This is a genomic window from Micromonospora sp. WMMC241 (assembly GCF_027460165.1).
Classification (GTDB): Bacteria; Actinomycetota; Actinomycetes; order Mycobacteriales; family Micromonosporaceae; genus Micromonospora; species Micromonospora humi.
Genome location: NZ_JAPZBF010000001.1, coordinates 3354913 through 3371223 on the forward strand (window position 1 = coordinate 3354913; position 16311 = coordinate 3371223).

Sequence of the window (16311 nt, forward strand, 5' to 3'; positions counted from 1 at the left end):
ACTCGGGTGTCGCCGAGACAGCGATGCAAATAAGATTCCTGACGGCCGGTTATCGGTTGTTCACATTATGTCAGGAAGGCGGGGGTCATGGCTGGGAGTCGACATGGTCCGCACGCTGCTCGCGATCGAGGGACGGCTGGTTCGGGGCGCGCTCGCCCATTTGCTCGCCGCCCAGGAGGACATCGATGTCGTCGCTGAGGCGGACACCGCGGACACCGCCCACGCCGCGCTCCTGGATGTCCGCCCGGACGTCGCCGTCATCGACGTCGACGTCGTACCGGTGGAGCAGCTCGCCCGGCTGGCCGCCGCGGCCGACGACAGTCACGGCGGCCGGGTGCTGGTGCTCGTGGACCGACGTCGGGCCGGACGCCTCCGTGAGGTGCTCGCCGAGCATCACGGGTGGATCGGCTTCCTCGACCGCGACGTGCCGCCGGAACGGATCGCCGACGGGGTCCGGCAGGTCGCCGACGGCCAGCCGGTGCTCGACCCGGACCTGGTCGTCGCCGCGCTCGACGTCGCCGACAATCCGCTCACCGCACGCGAGCGGGAGGTGCTCGACGTGGCCGCCGGCGGCATGCCGGTGCGGGAGATCGCCCAGAAGCTGGGCGTGTCACCGGGAACGGTCCGCAACCACCTGTCCCACGTCATGGCGAAGACCGGGGCGCGGACCCGCCTGGAAGCCGTGCGGATCGCCCGGGAGTCCTGCTGGATCTGACCCGCCGCCCGCCCAGTGGCCCACCAGTTCCCGGTAGGCCGCCGAGACGGCCAGCAGCCCCCGGTGGCTGTCCAGGTGGGCGTCTCCGCCGTCGAGCAGCAGCACCCGACGGGCGCGGGCCGCCGAGCTGATCCGGTGCGCGATCACCACGAGGGTGCCGGGCCGGGCCGCGAAGGCCGCCTCCAGGCGCGCCTCGGCGGCCGGGTCCAGGTGGCAGGTCGCCTCGTCGAGGATGACCAGCGGCGCCGGTGACAGCCAGGCGCGGAGCAGGGCCACCTGCTGGCGCTCCCCGGCCGAGAGGCCGGCCGGCCGCAGCGTCGCGTCGAGACCGCCGAGCCGCGCCACCAGGCCCGCCAGCCCCAGCCGGTCGGCCGCCCGGAGGAGGGCCGCGTCGTCCAGGTCGGGTCGCAGGTAGCGCAGGTTGTCCCGGACCGTGCCGGTGAACACGTACGCCTCCTGCGGGATCAGCACCCGGTGGGTCGCCAGCTCGGCCGCGCCCGCCCCGGCGGTCGGCGTCCCCGCGACGTGGACCGTGCCGGCAGCCGGACGCAGCACCCCGGCCATCAACCCGGCGAGAGTGGACTTGCCGATCCCACTCGCGCCGACGATCGCCAGGTGGTCGCCGGGCGGCACGGTCAGGTCGAAGCCGTCCAGCACCGGCTCGGCGTGCGGCCCGTACCGGAAGGTCACCGCCCGCAGCGACAGCGCGGGCGCCGTCGGATCCGGTGCCGGCGCGGTCGCCGCGCCGCCGGACGCTTCCGCGGGTACGCAGGTGCGCAGCAGCCGGTCGAGGGTGACCACGAAGCGGAGACCGCCGGCGGCCACCCCCTGGAACAACGTGTGAAGCGCGGGCTGGATGCCGCGGACGACGTAGACCAGCGCCCCGAGCAGCGCACCCGGCCCCAGTCCCTGCCGCAGCAGCCACGGTGCGGCCAGCAGCAGCAGCGGCACCGGGAGCCAGCCACCGACGGCCAGGCTGAGGCTGCGCGCGGCGGCCATGACGGCCAGGCGCCGCTCCACCCGGGCCTGCGCGTCGACGTGACCGCCGAGCCAACCGACGACCCGGTCCCCGGCCCCGCTGACCGTCACGTCGCGGTGCCCGGCCACCGCCACCACCGCGTCCCGGCCGAGCCGCTCGCCGGCCAGGACGTACTCGCGTTGCCGGGCGACCATCGCCGGCAGGGCCGCGCCGAAGAGCAGCAGACCGACGAGCACCGGCACGGAGACCAGCAGCGCGACCGGAGCGGCCAGGGAGATGAGGCCGACCACGGCGGCGCCGGCGGCGAACACGAAACCCCGGACCACCATCAGCAGGCCGGCCCAGGTGTCCCGGACCATCTCCACCTGGTGGGTCAGCCGGGTCACCGCCGCGTCGTCGACCCGGCCGTCGCTCGCGCCGGCCAGTGCCCCCGCCACCACCCGTCGCAGCAGGTCGTCGCGGAACGGCTCCACCACCGCACCGAGCAGCCCGTACGCCTGCCGGGTGCCGAGCGCGCCGACCAGCACGGCAACCGCCAGCAGGCCCAGCCAGAGCAGCCCGACGGCGGGCCGGCCGGCCAGGAACCCGTCGTCCACGGCACGGGCCGTCAGCAGGCCGGTCAAGGCCGCCGGCAGCGCCTCGGCCAGCGACCAGCCGGCCAGGCGTAGCAGCGGGCCCCGCCGCGCCGACAGCGCGGCGCGGACGGTAGCGCCCACCGTGGTCACGACCGGAACACCGCCCGGTAGGCCGGATCGGCCCAGAGCGCCTGGTGCCGGGCCACCGCCCGGACCCGGCCGCCGTCCACCCAGGCCACCAGGTCCGCGCGGGCCGCGGTGCCGACGCGGTGGCTCACCACCACCCGGGTACGCCGGTCGTGCGAGCCGGTGAGCGCGTCCACCACCCGGTGCTCGGTGACGGTGTCCAGGCTGGACGTGGCGTCGTCGAGGATCAGCAGCCGCTCGGCCCGCAGCGCGCGGGCCAGGCCGAGGCGCTGCCGCTCCCCGCCGGAGAGGGCCAGCCCGGCCAGCGGGGTGCGATAGCGCTCGGGCAGCAGCCGCACCACGTCGTGCACCTGCGCCGCGCGGGTCAACGGCACCGGGTCGGCGCCGCAGCCGACCGCCGCACCGACCGTGTCGCCCACCAGCACGGGCCGTTCGAAGCCGTAGCCGACCGCCCGGCCGAGCGCCGCCGGCGACAACTCGCCCAGTGGCACGCCGTCCAGGCGTACCTCGCCGGCGTCGGGGTCACGCAGCCGGCCGGCCACGGCCGCGAGCAGGGACTTGCCGGCACCCGACGGACCGACCACGGCGAGCAGCGTCCCGCCCGGCACCCGCAGGTCCACCCGGTCGAGCAGCGGACGGCCGTCGTCGTCCCGGACGCGCACCCCGCACAGCTCCAGCCGACCCGGTCCGGGCGGCAGGTCCCGGGCGCCGTGGCGGCGGGCCGGTTCGTCGAGGATCTCGGCGGCGCGGGCGCAGCCCGCCCGTACCCGCACGGCGGTGTTGACGGCAGCGATCGCGGCGCCCAGGCCGGCGCCGATCGCCGCGTACTGCAGGGCGGCGAGCAGCTCCCCCGGGGTCAGCCGCCCGGCCGACAGCGACCAACCGCCGACCGCCACGACCGCCAGTTGCAGAAGCGGGTTCAGCAGCGCCCCGCGGGCGGACGCCCCGGCCAGCACCCGCCAGGTCCGTACGCCGTGTCGGTGCAGCTCCGGCAGCGGGGTGAGCACCCGGTCGACCTCCCGCCCGGCGGTGCCGGCGGCGGCGATGGTCCGCGCGCCGGCGAGCGCCTCGACGAGCCGGCCGGCCAGGTCCCCCTGGGCCCGCTGGTAGCCGGCGACCGCGTCGGACGCCTCGCCGACGAAGCGCCGCAGCAGCACGGCCAGCAGCAGGAGCCCGACCACGAAGGTCACGCCGAGCCACCTGTCGATCAGGGTGAGCGCGACCAGGCTGCCCAGCGGTGGCAGCAGCACGCTGCCGGCCAGCACGACCGTCGGGGCGGCCTGCCCGGCGTCGGCGACCTGCCCGACCAGCCGGCCGACCAGATCACCCACCGGCCGACGGGCCACCGTGCGCGGATCGAGCGTGAAGAGGTGCCGGACCAGGGCGTGCCGCAACGCGGCCACCGAGCGGGCCCCGGCCACGCCGCCGCCGTAGTCCTGCGCGGCCCGCGTGCCGATCAGCACCAGCACCAGCACGGTGACCACGACGATCCACCGGCCGGACGAGGACTGCGGCCCCGCACCGACCACGGCGTCCACCGCGCGGCCCAGGACGGCGGGCAGTGCCAGCTCGGCGGCCGTCTCGACCACGGCGAGCACCGCCAGCGTCGGTGTCCACCAGCCGGCGAAGGCCACGGCGCGCAGTGCGAGCCGGTCGGCGGGGGTCATCGGGCCTCCCACGGGCGCGGGCCCCGGGCCGGCGCGGAGCCGGTCCGGGGCCAAGCGACTGATCGTCAGTTGCAGGTGGTGACGCTCAGCGAGCTGTCGCCGCAGAGCAGCAGGCTGGCGCGGCTGCCACCGCCGGTACGCTCGGCGGCCGGCAGTTCCATCCCCTGGAGGTCGAGCAGAGCCATGTCGGTTCCTCACTTCTCTCGTGTGACGTTGACGTCGGTCGTCGGACGGATCAGTTGCACGTGGTGACGCTCAGCGAGCTGTCGCCGCAGAGCAGCAGGCTGGCCTGGCTGCCACCGCCGGTACGCTCGGCGGCCGGCAGTTCCATCCCCTGGAGGTCGAGCAGAGCCATGTCGATTCACCTCCTTCCGGTCACGTCGGTGCGGGGTCGCCCCGGGGAAGCCGGGGGGTCGGTGGCCGCCCGGTCCGCGCCCGCGACAGTCGTCACGTCGGGCAGCGGGGTCAGGAACGGCAGGTGGAGCGGGTCGTCCGGCCGGGTCGCGGCGAGCGCGGCGAGCACCCCGGCGGTGCCGGTGGCCAGGTCCATGGAGAGCCGCAGGAGCTGGTCGCCGGGGAACGCGGGCCGGTCGGAGTACGGCAGGGCGTGCCAGCCGAGCAGCCGGGCCTGTTGCCGGGCCGCGTCCCGGTCGCCGCGCTCGGCGAGGTACGCGACGATCCCGGCGCGGCCGGCGAAGAGCCCGGACTGGGCGTAGAACGGGGAGTCGGCGGCGAGGCGGATCGCGCTCGCCTCGTCACGCAGCTCGTCGTCGGGCCGGTGTCGCAGGTACTGGTCGAGCACCAGCCCGATGCCGACGCTCCCCTCGGCCAGGTAGGGCATGGTCCGCCAGCCCTCGTTGACCTCCAGGTGCCCGGCGTCGCGGCGGACGCAGCGACGCAGGTCCTGGCGGAGCGCGGTGCGCGCGTGGTCGAGCAGGTCGGCCTCGCCGTACCGCTCGTACATCCGCAGCAGCATCAGCGCCACGCCGGACCCGCCCCGGGTCAACCCGGCGTACGGGTGCTGTCCGCCGCTGATCTCGGCGACCGAGTCGACGTCGCCGAGCCGGCCGACCACCACGTCGACGGCCCGCCGGGCGGCGTCGGCGTACCGCCGCTCGCCGGTGCGCGCGGCGAAGTGCGCAAGGTTCAGCGCGATGCCGGGCAGCCCGCCGGTCAGGTCGTCGCGCAGCTCGGTCCAGGGCTGGTCGAGGCAGAGGTCGAGCAGGCGCAGCGCCTCGTCGGAGTGGCCGAGCAGGTCCAGCACGTACGCGATGCCGTGCAGCCCGTCGTAGAGGCCGAGCCGGCTGCCGGAGGCGGGCTCGCGTACCCGGTCGATCAGCCACCGCTCGTGCGCGGGGTCGGTGCCGGCGCCGCCGACGTGCAGCGCCCAGAGCACCCCGGCCGCGCCGTACGCCAGGTTGAGCCCGCCGTCGGCGCCGGCGAACTGGCGGATGTCGCCCGGGAAGAGCCGGTCGTCGCGCTCCGGGGTGGCGCTCGCGGTGATCGCCTCGGCGAGCCGGTCGCGCAGGCCCGGCCAGTCGTCGGGGTCGATCGTGACGACGTCGCGCAGGTCCGCCCGTCGTCCGCCCACGATCACCTCGACCGCCTCGTCCAGCACCTCGCGCGGCACCGGGAAGTTCTCGGCGACCACGTCGGCCAGGTGCGCTGCCTTGGCCGGCGCGAGCCGCAGCATCGCGGTCAGCGGCAGGAACAGGGCGAGTCGCAGGCAGGCCAGGGCGTACCTGTCGACCTCGACGCCGGTGCGGTCGCGCGGCGCGGCGAACGCCTGGTTGCGCAGCGCGGGCCGGGTCGCGTCGGCGACGTCGGCGGCGACCTCGAAGTCGATCAGGGTCACCGCGCCGTCGTCGCCCACCATGACGTTGAACATGTGCAGGTCGCCGTAGACGACGCCGTGCGCGTGGATGGCGGCGACCGCCTCGGCGACCTGGCGGTGCACGTCGAGCGCCCAGCGGGTGTAGTCGGCCCGGTCGGCGTCGGCGTTGACCAGCGGGTACCGCTCCACCACGAGCTGGTTGAGCGGGCGTCCCTCGACGAACGCCAACGCGAGGAACTCGTGCCCGCCGAAGCTGAACTCGTCGTGCACCCGCACCAGGTGCGCCACGTCGGCCAGCCGGCGGAGCGTCTGCGCCTCGCGGCGCAGCCGGGCCACCGCGTCGACGCCGGTGGCGTCCAGCCCGGCGTGCGGGCGCGCCTCCTTGAGCACCACCCGCTGGTCGGTGCGGGTGTCGCGGGCCTCGTACAGGCCGCCGCCGTTGGAGAAGTGGATCACCTTCTCGATCCGGTACGGCAGGTCGGTCGTCGTCGCCGCGTTCCGGGCGGCCAGGTGCGGGGCGAGGAAGTCGGGCAGGGGCACCCACTCCGGCACGTGGAACACCGGGTCCCGCCGGTCGGGCACCAGGACGCCGTCCGGGTCCTCGACCGCCGGCACGGTCTGCCCGTCGGCGGAGACGCAGTAGCGGGCGGCGAAACCGCCGTAGCGCAGGTAGACCGGGCCGTCGCCGTAGCGCAGGTCGGAGAGGATGTACGGCCCCTGCTCGCCGTCGAGGAGGTCGGCGAGTTCCTTGGCCGTCAGTTCCAGCTCGGCGTCGTCGCGCGGGTAGACGGTGACGAACTTGCCGCTGGCGCCGCGCCGGGCGTACTTGCTGTTGCGCATGAGCAGCAGGCGCGGGCCGCGCAGGTGCTTGAACGGGATGCCCCGGGGCCGGCAGTAGTCCACCACCTGGGCGAGGACACGCTCGGCGTTGTCCAGCCGGGCCGACACGTGGATCTTCCAGCCCTGGGCGGGGAGGGAGCCGTCGACCGGGCCGTGGATCATCCAGTCGTCCTTGGTCTCGCACTCCCAGCCCGGCGGGACCGGGCCGGTCGAGTAGCCGCCGGTCTCGACGGTGGCGCTGGCCAGCGAGTCGTAGAAGAGCGGATCGACCGCGCAGTACGAGTCGTAGCGTTCGTCCATGTCGGGTGCCTCCACCGGCTGATCGGTTGACGTCAATCCTGCGGATGGCGGAGGCGTGGGCCCAGTGCGATGAGTCATGACACGGCGGTGAGTTCCACATCCCGAAGTCGTGACAAGAGCGGAGTTTGAATTCACGAACAGCGGTTGACCAGTCGTGGCCCGGCGCGCCGACCCGGGTGATGAGTTCCGCGGCCCGCGGCAGTCATACCTACGACGGGACACCACGAGGCGGAAGGATGACCGGATGGGCGAGATCGACGAGTCGGCGTTCTCGGGGCTGGCCGAGCGCCACCGGCGGGAGCTGCACGTGCACTGCTACCGGATGCTCGGCTCGTTCGAGGACGCCGAGGACACCGTGCAGGAGACTTACCTGCGGGCCTGGCGGCGACGGGAGACCTACCAGGGGCGTTCCACGTTCCGGGCCTGGCTCTACCGCATCGCCACCAACGCCTGCCTGGACCGGCTGGCCAGGTGCCGGCCGGAACCGGCGACCGGTGGCGAGGTGCGCTGGCTCCAGCCGTACCCGGACCGGCTGCTCGACGAGCTGCCCGCCGCCGGCGCGGACGAGCCGGAGACCCTCGCGGTGGCGCGGGAGACGATCGAGCTGGCGTACGTGGTGGCGGTGCAGCACCTCGCGCCGCGCCCGCGGGCCGTGCTGATCCTGCGAGACGTGCTCGGTTGGCCGGCGAAGGACGTCGCGGAGCTGCTCGGCGACTCCGTCAACTCGGTGAACAGCGCGCTGCAACGCGCCCGCGCCGGCATGCGGGAGCACCTGCCCGCCGAGCGCCAGGACTGGACCGGCGGCGAGGGCGACGCCGCGACCCGCGACCTGGTCCGCCGCTTCACCGACGCCAGCGTGGCAACCGACATCCCCGCGCTCACCGCGATGCTGCGCGACGACGTCCGGTGCGCGATGCCGCCCACCCCGGGGCTGCACGTCGGCCGCGACGCGGTGGTCAAGGACTGGGTCGACGACGGCTTCGAGGGCATGACCGGCCTGCGCGGCGTGCCGACCGCGGTTAATCGGCAGCCGGCGGTCGCGTTCTACCACCGGCGGGAGCGCGAGGGCGCGTACCTGCCGTTGACGCTCGACGTCCTGCGCGTCACCGGCGGGGCGATCACCGAGATCTTCACGTTCCACGCCGACCGGTTCGCCGGGCTCGGGCTGCCGGAGCGCCTGCCCGCGGACGGCTCCGAGTAGCGCTGCCCCGTCACCGACCACGGAGGTCCCGACATGACCGGCACCACCCAGACCACCGACCCCGCACCGGACCGGGTCGGCCGTACCCACCGGTTCCGCCGGCTCACCGGCACCGGGCTGATCGCCGCGCTCGTCGCGGTGGTGGCCACCACGGTGGCCGCCGCGCTCGCCCGGACCGCCGGCGTCGACTTCGCGATCCCGGACGGCGGTGAGACGATCCCGCTGTCCGGGTTCGCCGTGGTCACCTGCTTCTTCTCGCTGGTGGGCGTGCTGATCGCCGCCGCCCTGCTGCGGTGGAGCATCCGACCCGCCCGGCGGTTCCTGTGGACGGCGGTGACGCTGACCGCGATCTCGCTCGTGCCGCCGTTCCTGGCCGGCGCCGCCCTCGCCACCGCCGTCACGCTGGCCGGGCTGCACCTGGTCGCCGCGGCGGTGATGATCCCCGCCCTGACCCGAACCCTCCGCTCCCCGTCCTGACCGTCCGCCGGCCCCGCCTCGTCGATCTTGGAGGTGTGGTGCCGGGAAACTTCCGCTTCACCCCCTTATCGGAGGTGCCACAACTCCACGATCGGCGCGCAGCACCGTCGGGAGCTGCGTGACCAGGTCACGCGCGGCCCGGGCGGTGCCGGAGTTCGGCCGGCGAGGCGCTCCGGTACCCGCACATGGCCGAGTCGGGCGTTCCCGAATGTGAGAGGGGGCCCCTTCTCTACCGGAGGCGTTAAGAAGGGGCCCCTCCTTTCACCTGACGATGGTGAACGTGCTCGTGGTGTTGCGGATGTCCTGGGCGTTGTCGCTCAGCCGCAGGTTGGTGAACGTCGCCGACCCGACCGCCGGCCCCTGCCCCGCCTCGGGCATCTCGTTGACCCAGATGCCGATGCCGGACTTCGCGTCGAACGCGTCACCGCTGCGCCGCGCGCCGGAGATCGACACGTTCGTCAGGACCGTGTCGGTGATCGGGTTCTCCGGCTGGCTGCCGGTGTACTTGGTCTGGAACATGATCCCGGAGTACGTCGGGTCCACGATGTCGACGTCGGTCACCCGGATGCCGCGGAACTCCTTGGACGCGGAGAACAACCACATCGCCGGGAACGTCTGCGCGCCCCAGAAGTGCCCGCCGGAGCGGATCAGCGAGATGTTCTCGAACCGGGTGGGCGGGCTGGCGCCGAACCCGACGAACGGGTAGCCGAAGTCCAGCGAGCTGATGGTGATGCCCGAGTACGTCAGCTGGTCGGCGATGTAGAGGTTGCGGAAGATGTTGTCGTAGCCGCCGTAGACGGCGATGCCGGCGGCCCGCCAGGTCAGCGTGGCGGTCAGGTTCTCGAACACGTTGCCGTGGTTGCCGCCGGAGCCGCCCTGGTCGGTGGCGGAGAACAACGCGAAGGCGTCGTCGCCGTTGGAGCGGCCCTCCGAGTTGGTGACCAGCGCGTTGGTGCTGCCGTTTGTCATGTTCACCGCGTCGGCGAAGGTGTCGCGGAACCGGCTGTCCCGGATGGTCAGCCCGTCCACGCTCACCCCCCAGTAGGCGCAGACGGTGTGCTCCACCCAGACGCTGTCCAGCGTCAGGTTGTCGACGTCCTTCAGCTCGCCCCACACCTTGCCCGGCCCGTCGATCCGGTTGGTGTAGTTGCCGAAGAACGCCAGGTGGGCGAAGCTCGACCCGCTGGCCGAGGACTCCACCCGGAAACCGGCGTCGGTGTTCTGCTGGTTCGTCGGCGTCTGGAAGCGGGTGTACCACATGCCGGCGCCGACGACCTTCACCGCCTTGCCGTACACCTGGAGCTTCTGCGCGGTCTCGTAGGTGCCGGCGGGCAGGTAGACGCCGACGAACGTGCCCGTGGTGTCCATCCGCACCGCGTCCAGCGCGTTCTGCACATCCTGGTGGCTGAAGCCGGTGGGCACCTTGTAGCGCGCCGGGTCCGGGTTGGCGCGCGGCGACACCAGTTCGGTGTTGACGAAGTCGATCGCGTACGTGGTGCTGTTGGCCGGGTCCTTCTGGAGGCGGATCCGGCTGCCCGCCGGGACCGTGGAGTTGAGCAGCACGTTCGCCTCGTCGTAGAGGTGCCGGGGCACGCCCGCGCTGGGTGAGTCGCTCGGTGCGGCCTCGGCGCCGTAGAGCCAGATGTGCTTCGAGGTGAGGCTGATGGGCTTGTGCAGCACCCCGTTGACGTAGACGTCGAGCGTGGAGTCGATCCCGCCGCCGCCCGGGGCGTCCGGGATGGAGAAGCGGGTCACCAGGGCGTTCGCGGCCGACTTGGTGGTCCACTCGACGTACGCGCCGGTGGTGTTGAGGGTGACCGCGCGGCGGCCGGACGCCTCGCCGGCCAGGTCGCCGATGGTGCGGTTCGGGCCGATCACCTGCGCGCCGCCGCCGACCGAGCCGTCCTCGGCCTCGTACGCGTCGTAGCCCAGGTTGGCGCCCCGCCCGACGAACAGCGGCCGGTCGCTCGAATTGTTCTGCCGCTTCACCGGCAGCTCGTTGGCGTCGTCGGCGAGCACGACCCGGACCGTGTAGCGGCCGTTGGCGGCGGTCCAGGTGCCGAGCGACACCGGACCGGCGGTGGCCCCGGCGGCGATCGTGCCGGAGTACGAGCCGGTCAGCGTGCGGACCACCGAGCCTGCGTCGTTGAGCACGGTGAGCGTGATGCCGTGCGACCCGCTCGCCGAGGCGATCGTGCCCTGGTTGCGCAGCGTGACCGAGAAGCTGACCGTGGTGCCGGCGGCGGGTGTGCCGGGCGACCAGGTCACCGCGGAGGCCACCAGGTCGCTGCTGGCCACCGGGCTGACCGTCAACGCGGTCGGGTTGGTGTAGGAGTTGTTCGCCTCGTTCTGCTCGATCACCGTGTTCGACTCGTCGACAGTGGCGGTGAGCTGGTAGCTGCCGGCGTCGCGTACGCCGATGCTCGCCGAGACGGTGCTCGACGCGCCGGCCACGAGCGCGCCGACGGCGGCGGTGCCGACCTTCGTCGTACCCAGGTAGAGGTTGACGGTGGTGGCGGCGGACGCCGCGCTGCCGGCGTTGCGCACGGTGGCGGACAGGGTGATCGTGTCGGTCTCCACCGGCGCGGACGGCGCGGCGGTGACGGCGGTGACGGTGAGGTCCGGGTTGGGGGCCGGCACGCCGATCACCTGGAGTTCGGCGACCTGACCGTTTGACGAGCCGGAGTTCGCGGTGAACTGGAGCCGGACGTCCGCGGTGGTCGCGGACACCGGGACGGTCACCGTGTTGCCGGTGTTCGGGTTGAAGGAGTACGTCGCGGAGCCGACCAGGCTGGTGAACCCGGAGGCGGACTGCTCCCGGCCGAGCACCTGGAACGTCTGGGTACGCGCGCCCCACGCCGGGTCCGGGTTGAGCTTCACCACGACCGCGCTGATGCTCGCGTTGGCGCCCAGCGCCACGGTCAGCGTGCTCGGGTACGCGCCGGGCGCGCCCTCCCAGTAGGTGGCGACGTCGTTGTCGACCGCGTTGGCGGCGTTGAACACGTGCACCACCGACGAGGCGGTCGCCGGCTTGCCGACGGCCAGGTTGGTGCCGCCGGTGGTGGTGCCGGTGCGGGTGACCGTGTTGCTGTTCGCGGACACGTTCCCGGCGGCGTCGCGGGCGCGCACCTGGTAGGAGACGGTGGCGCTGTCCGGCTGGCTGTCGGTGAACGTCAGCGTCGAACCGCCGACGGTGGTGCGCAGCGACCCGTTGGCCCACACCTCGTAGCCGGTGACGCCGACGTTGTCGGTGGACGCGGTCCAGGTCAGCTTGATCTGCCCGGTGGCCGGCTGGGTGTACGCGAGGTTCCCGGGCGCGGTCGGCGCGGTGGTGTCCCCGGTGTTGCCGGTGCGGGTCACCGTGTTGCTGTTCGCGGACACGTTCCCCGCCGCGTCGCGGGCTCGCACGTAGTACGAAACGGTGGTCCCGGCCGGCTGGGTGTCGGTGTACGTCAGCGTGGACCCGCCGACGGTGGTGCGCAGGACGCCGTTGGCGTACACGTCGTAGCCGGTGACGCCGACGTTGTCGGTGGACGCGGTCCAGGTGAGGCGGACCTGGTCGGTGGCCGGCTCGGTGAACGCCAGGTTGCCCGGCGCGCTCGGCGCCTGGGTGTCGCCGGTGGCCGGGCCGTAGATCTCCAGCTCGGCGAGCTGCCCGGCGGGCCAGGCGCTGTTCGCGGTGAACAGCAGCCGCAGGTAGCGGGTGGACGCGGTGGGCACATTGACGGTCACCGTGTTGCCGCCGGCCGGGTCGAACGCGTACGACGCGGACCCGACGAGCGTGCTGAACGTGGAGCCGTTGGTGCTGCCCTGCACGGTCAGCGTCTGGGTGCGCGCGCCCCAGCCGGTGGGCAGCCGCAGCACCAGCCGGTTGACGCTTGTGGCGGCACCGAGGTCGGCCTGGATCCACTGCGGGAACGCGTTGTTCGGGCTCTCCCAGTAGGTTGCCGCGTTGCCGTCGTTGGCGTTGCCGGCGGCGTACACGTCGGAGTGCCCGCTCTCGGCCATGGTCTTGCCGAGCGCCAGGTTGGTGGACGAACTGGCGGTGCCGTAGACCTCCAGCTCGGCGAGTTGGGCGGCAGCCCAGCCGGTGTTCGCGGTGACGACGACGCGCAGGTAGCGGGCGTTGGTGGCGCTGAAGCCGAGCGACACCGCGTTACCGGCGGCCGGGCTGAACGAGCGGGCGGCGGACGCGACGACCGTGGTGAAGCCGCTGCCGTCGGCGCTGGCCTGCACGGACAGCGTCTGGTTGCGGGCCTCCCAGGCGGCGGGGAGCTTGAGCACCACCTGATCGACGGCACGGCTGGCGCCGAGGTCGACCTGGGCCCACTGGGGCAGCGCGCCGCTGCTCTCCCAGTAGCTGCCCTGGCTGCCGTCGGTGAGGTTGGCGGTGACGTAGGGGCCGTTGACGCTGCTGGCGGTGGCGGGCCGGCCGGCGGCGAGGTTCGGGCCGCCGGCGGCGAGGGCCGGTGGGGCGGGCGCCGCGGTGACGGCCAGGCCGACCGCGGCGAGCACCGCGACCATTCTGGTACGGAGTCTGGACATGGTGGACGGACACCTTCTTCCCGGGGGAGGTGGAGAGGCGTTGACGGGGTGGGGGATGTGGTGCGGCGGGGACCCGGGCGGGTCCCCGCCGCGCCGGGTCAGGAGGCGTAGACCTCGAACTCGGAGAGTTGGCCGGCGGGCCAGCCGGTGTTGCCGGTGAACGTCAGCCGCACGTAGCGGCGGTCACCGGAGGGCACCGCGATCGAGACGGTGTTGCCGGCCGCCGGGTCGAACGTGTAACCGGCCGCCGACTTGAGCGTGGTGAACGACGAGCCGTCGGTGGAGCCGAGCACGGCCACCGTCTGGGTGCGGGTCTGCCAGGCCGCCGACGGCGGCAGCTTCAGCACCACCCGGGCGACCGGGCGGGCGCTGCCCAGGTCGACGGTCACCGACTGGGGGAAGGCGTTGTTGGCGCTCTCCCAGTAGGTGCTGGCGTTGCCGTCGACGGTGTTGCCCGCGCCGTACACGTCGGCGTGGCTGGTCTCGACCACCGGTCGGCCGGCGGCCAGGTTGCCGGTCGGCGGCGCGGTGGTCGGCGGCGGTGTGGTGGTGGGCGGGGTGGTGGTCGGCGGCGGGGTGGTGGTGCCGTCGCCGTACACCTCCAGCTCGCTGAGCTGGGCCGCCGGCCAGCCGGTGTTGCCGGTGACGGTGACCCGGACGAACCGGCGGGCGCCGGACGGCAGCGCGATCGACACGCTGTTGCCGGAGGTCGGGTCGAACACCCGGCCCGTCGACGAGGCGAGCGTGCTGAACGAGGAGCCGTCGGTGGAGCCGAGCACGGACAGCGTCTCGGTGCGGCGTTCCCAGCCGGCCGGGAGCTTCAGCACCACCCGGTCGACGGTGCGCGACGCGCCGAGGTCGACGGTCAGCGACTGCGGGAACGCGTTGTTGGCGCTCTCCCAGTAGCTGGCCGCGTTGCCGTCGACCGCGTTGCCGGCCGCGTACACCTGGTTGACGCTGGTGGCGGTCGCCGGCCGGCCCAGCGCCAGGTTCCCGCCGGTCGGCGGCGGGGTGGTCGGCGGCGGCGTGGTCGGGGGCGCGGTGGTCGGCGGGGTCGTGGTCGGCGGCGCGCTGGTCGGCGGCGGGCTGGACGGGCCGTTGCCCCACTGCGGCTGCGGCCACGGCCCGCAGTACGGGGTGGCCGTGTACCAGCCCGAGTTGCCGGCGCCCTGGGTGATCTGGAAGCCGCTGCCCACGCAGTTGTGCATCGGGTTGGCCTGGGCGATGTTGGTGGCCCGCACGTTCGTGAAGCTGACCTGGCTGGGCGCCTGCACCTGGAGCGCGTACGTGCCCGCGCCGTCGATGCGGACGTTGGTGAACGAGATGCCGCTGGTCTGCCCCTCGATCCAGTGCAGCGCCGCGTAGGAGCTGTCCAGGATGTCGGTGTCGGTGACGTTGATCGCCGCGCCCTGGATCGGCTCGTTGAGCGCGGAGAACCAGATCGCGCCCACCCCGAACTGCCAGTTGTAGTCGGAGTTGCCGTTGCGGATCAGCGTGTTGCGGGCGACAGTGATCGTGCCGGCCACCGCCGTCGACCCGGTGACGCCGGGATAGCGGTTCGCCACGTGGATGCCGCCGCCGTTGGTCACCGAGTCGGCGGTCACGTTGTCGGCGATGGTGATGTTGCGTCCGCCGTAGGTGACCAGGTGGTTCGCCAGGACCGTCACACCGATGGTGTTGTGGGTGAACGAGTTGCCGACGTTCGGCACGCTCTGCGCCCACATGGCCAGCGCGTCGTCGCCGGTGTTGCGGACGAACGTGTTCGTCACCGTGGAGTTGGTGACCCCCCAGTGGAAGTTCACCCCGTCGGCGGTCTGGTCGAGGATGCGGCTGTTGCGGATGGTGAAGTTGTCCATCGGGCCGTCCATCCAGGCGCCGACCTTGGTGTGCTGCAGCCAGAGGTTGTCCACCACCGAGTCGGTCATCGCGCCGCCGAGCGCGTTGACCTGGTCCTCGTCGACGCGCTCGCGGATGTCGCCGATGATGGCGAAGTCCCGCAGCGTGACGTTGCGGCTGGGGCCGCCGGCCTCGTGCGAGCGGATCTCGCCGGAGTAGCCGCCGCCGGGGACGTACTTGCCGTAGATGCCGGCGGCGCGCTTGCGGTCGGTGGGGTGCCGGCCGCCGAGCACCGAGTACCACGGCCCGGCGCCGCGCAGCGTCACGCTGTCGACCACCACGTGGTCCCAGAGCGTGAACGTGCCGGACGGGATCCACACCGCTTTCCCCTGCGCCTTGCCGGCGTCCACCGCGGCCTGGAACTTCGCTGTCGAGTCGGTGGCCCCGGTCGGGTCCGCGCCGAAGTCGGTGACCACGTCGAGCACGCCGGACGGCTTGGCGATCGGCGCGCCGACCAGCTCGAAGTCGGCCAGGTCGATGGTGAACGTGGGTGACTGCGCGGTCGAGGAGACCTGGAGGCGGATCTTCGTGCCGGCCGGCCAGGTGGTGCCGAACATGGCCCGGGTCTCGTCGTAGAAGTGGTGCGGGTTGGTGTCGCCCGGGTTGTTGTTGAACGGGTAGCCGCCGTAGTACCAGCCGTACCGGGAGGTGACCGGGACGGCCTTGACCAGCGTGCCGTTGGCGCGCAGGTCGATGCTGGCGTCCCGGCCGGTGCCGGCGGCGCTGTCCGGCAGGCTGTAGCGGAACGTGACGGCGTTCGCCGGGGCGGCGAGCGTGAACTCGACGTACTCCCCGACCGCGTCGAGGGTGACCGCCTCCCGGCCGGACGCCTCGGACGGCAGCGTGCCGTAGCGCCGGTCCGGGCCGATCTTCGTGCCGGTGTGCGCGGCCTGCTCCGCCTCCTGCTCCCGGAACGGAACGGTGGCGCCGCGGCCGGCGATGTCGAACGGGGACAGCCCGGCGGCGGAGGCCGGGGTGGCGGTGGAGGTCAACGCCACGACGGTCAGTGTCGAGGCGGCGAGCGCGGCGGCGGTCAGGGCCGCCAGCTGAGTGCGTCGGTGGCGGTGCGCGGTGCGGTGCTCGGCCATGCGGGGTGTGCTCCCTTTCATCGGTGGCCAGGTCCCCCGTTGCGGCG

At 73.4% G+C, this 16311-nt stretch carries 10 protein-coding genes; 3 read left to right on the forward strand and 7 right to left on the reverse strand.

Translation table 11 applies throughout. The annotated features are described in order from the left end of the window. Positions 1–103: 103 nt before the first annotated feature. On the forward strand, positions 104–715 hold the full coding sequence (locus O7598_RS15550; protein ID WP_269692067.1) for a helix-turn-helix transcriptional regulator: 612 nt from the start codon (positions 104–106) through the stop codon (positions 713–715). Here the strand turns inward: O7598_RS15550 and O7598_RS15555 are convergent. The 5 genes from O7598_RS15555 to lanKC all read right to left on the reverse strand — a co-directional run bounded on the left by O7598_RS15555 (position 611) and on the right by lanKC (position 7057). Further along, positions 611–2419, reverse strand: a complete 1809-nt coding sequence (locus tag O7598_RS15555) for an ATP-binding cassette domain-containing protein (RefSeq protein ID WP_269692068.1) — start codon at positions 2417–2419, stop codon at positions 611–613. The two genes, O7598_RS15550 and O7598_RS15555, sit on opposite strands and share 105 nt — an antisense overlap. Then, complete coding sequence (locus tag O7598_RS15560; protein WP_269692069.1) at positions 2416–4083, reverse strand: ABC transporter ATP-binding protein; 1668 nt, start codon at positions 4081–4083, stop codon at positions 2416–2418. Before O7598_RS15560 ends, O7598_RS15555 begins: the two co-directional genes overlap by 4 nt. Before the next feature lie 65 nt (positions 4084–4148). Then, complete coding sequence (locus O7598_RS15565) at positions 4149–4268, reverse strand: SapB/AmfS family lanthipeptide (RefSeq protein ID WP_088647629.1); 120 nt, start codon at positions 4266–4268, stop codon at positions 4149–4151. Positions 4269–4318: 50 nt separating this feature from the next. Beyond that, entirely contained in the window at positions 4319–4438 is a 120-nt protein-coding gene (locus O7598_RS15570; RefSeq protein WP_269692070.1) for a SapB/AmfS family lanthipeptide, read from the reverse strand. A 6-nt stretch (positions 4439–4444) separates the two neighbouring features. Beyond that, entirely contained in the window at positions 4445–7057 is a 2613-nt protein-coding gene (gene lanKC / locus O7598_RS15575; protein WP_269692071.1) for a class III lanthionine synthetase LanKC, read from the reverse strand. Positions 7058–7211: 154 nt separating this feature from the next. Between lanKC and O7598_RS15580 the strand changes: the two genes are divergently transcribed. Both O7598_RS15580 and O7598_RS15585 read left to right on the forward strand, forming a co-directional pair. Then, positions 7212–8258 (forward strand): RNA polymerase subunit sigma-70, encoded by a 1047-nt coding sequence (locus O7598_RS15580; protein ID WP_269692072.1) that lies wholly within the window; start codon positions 7212–7214, stop codon positions 8256–8258. Between the two features lie 33 nt (positions 8259–8291). Next, a complete protein-coding gene (locus O7598_RS15585) occupies positions 8292–8735 on the forward strand; it encodes a DUF6069 family protein (RefSeq protein WP_269692073.1) in 444 nt (147 codons plus the stop codon). A 261-nt stretch (positions 8736–8996) separates the two neighbouring features. Here the strand turns inward: O7598_RS15585 and O7598_RS15590 are convergent, their stop codons facing one another. Then, complete coding sequence (locus O7598_RS15590; protein WP_269692074.1) at positions 8997–13280, reverse strand: discoidin domain-containing protein; 4284 nt, start codon at positions 13278–13280, stop codon at positions 8997–8999. Positions 13281–13378: 98 nt separating this feature from the next. Then, on the reverse strand, positions 13379–16264 hold the full coding sequence (locus O7598_RS15595; protein WP_269692075.1) for a galactose-binding domain-containing protein: 2886 nt from the start codon (positions 16262–16264) through the stop codon (positions 13379–13381). Positions 16265–16311 lie beyond the last annotated feature (47 nt).

Bases quoted from the DNA above. Each gene is read 5' to 3' on its own strand.
- O7598_RS15595 (WP_269692075.1), bottom strand. From the start codon at position 16,264: ATGGCCGAGCACCGCACCGCGCACCGCCACCGACGCACTCAGCTGGCG.
- lanKC (WP_269692071.1), bottom strand. From the start codon at position 7,057: ATGGACGAACGCTACGACTCGTACTGCGCGGTCGATCCGCTCTTCTAC.
- O7598_RS15570 (WP_269692070.1), bottom strand. From the start codon at position 4,438: ATGGCTCTGCTCGACCTCCAGGGGATGGAACTGCCGGCCGCCGAGCGT.
- O7598_RS15550 (WP_269692067.1), top strand. From the start codon at position 104: ATGGTCCGCACGCTGCTCGCGATCGAGGGACGGCTGGTTCGGGGCGCG.
- O7598_RS15585 (WP_269692073.1), top strand. From the start codon at position 8,292: ATGACCGGCACCACCCAGACCACCGACCCCGCACCGGACCGGGTCGGC.
- O7598_RS15590 (WP_269692074.1), bottom strand. From the start codon at position 13,280: ATGTCCAGACTCCGTACCAGAATGGTCGCGGTGCTCGCCGCGGTCGGC.
- O7598_RS15560 (WP_269692069.1), bottom strand. From the start codon at position 4,083: ATGACCCCCGCCGACCGGCTCGCACTGCGCGCCGTGGCCTTCGCCGGC.
- O7598_RS15565 (WP_088647629.1), bottom strand. From the start codon at position 4,268: ATGGCTCTGCTCGACCTCCAGGGGATGGAACTGCCGGCCGCCGAGCGT.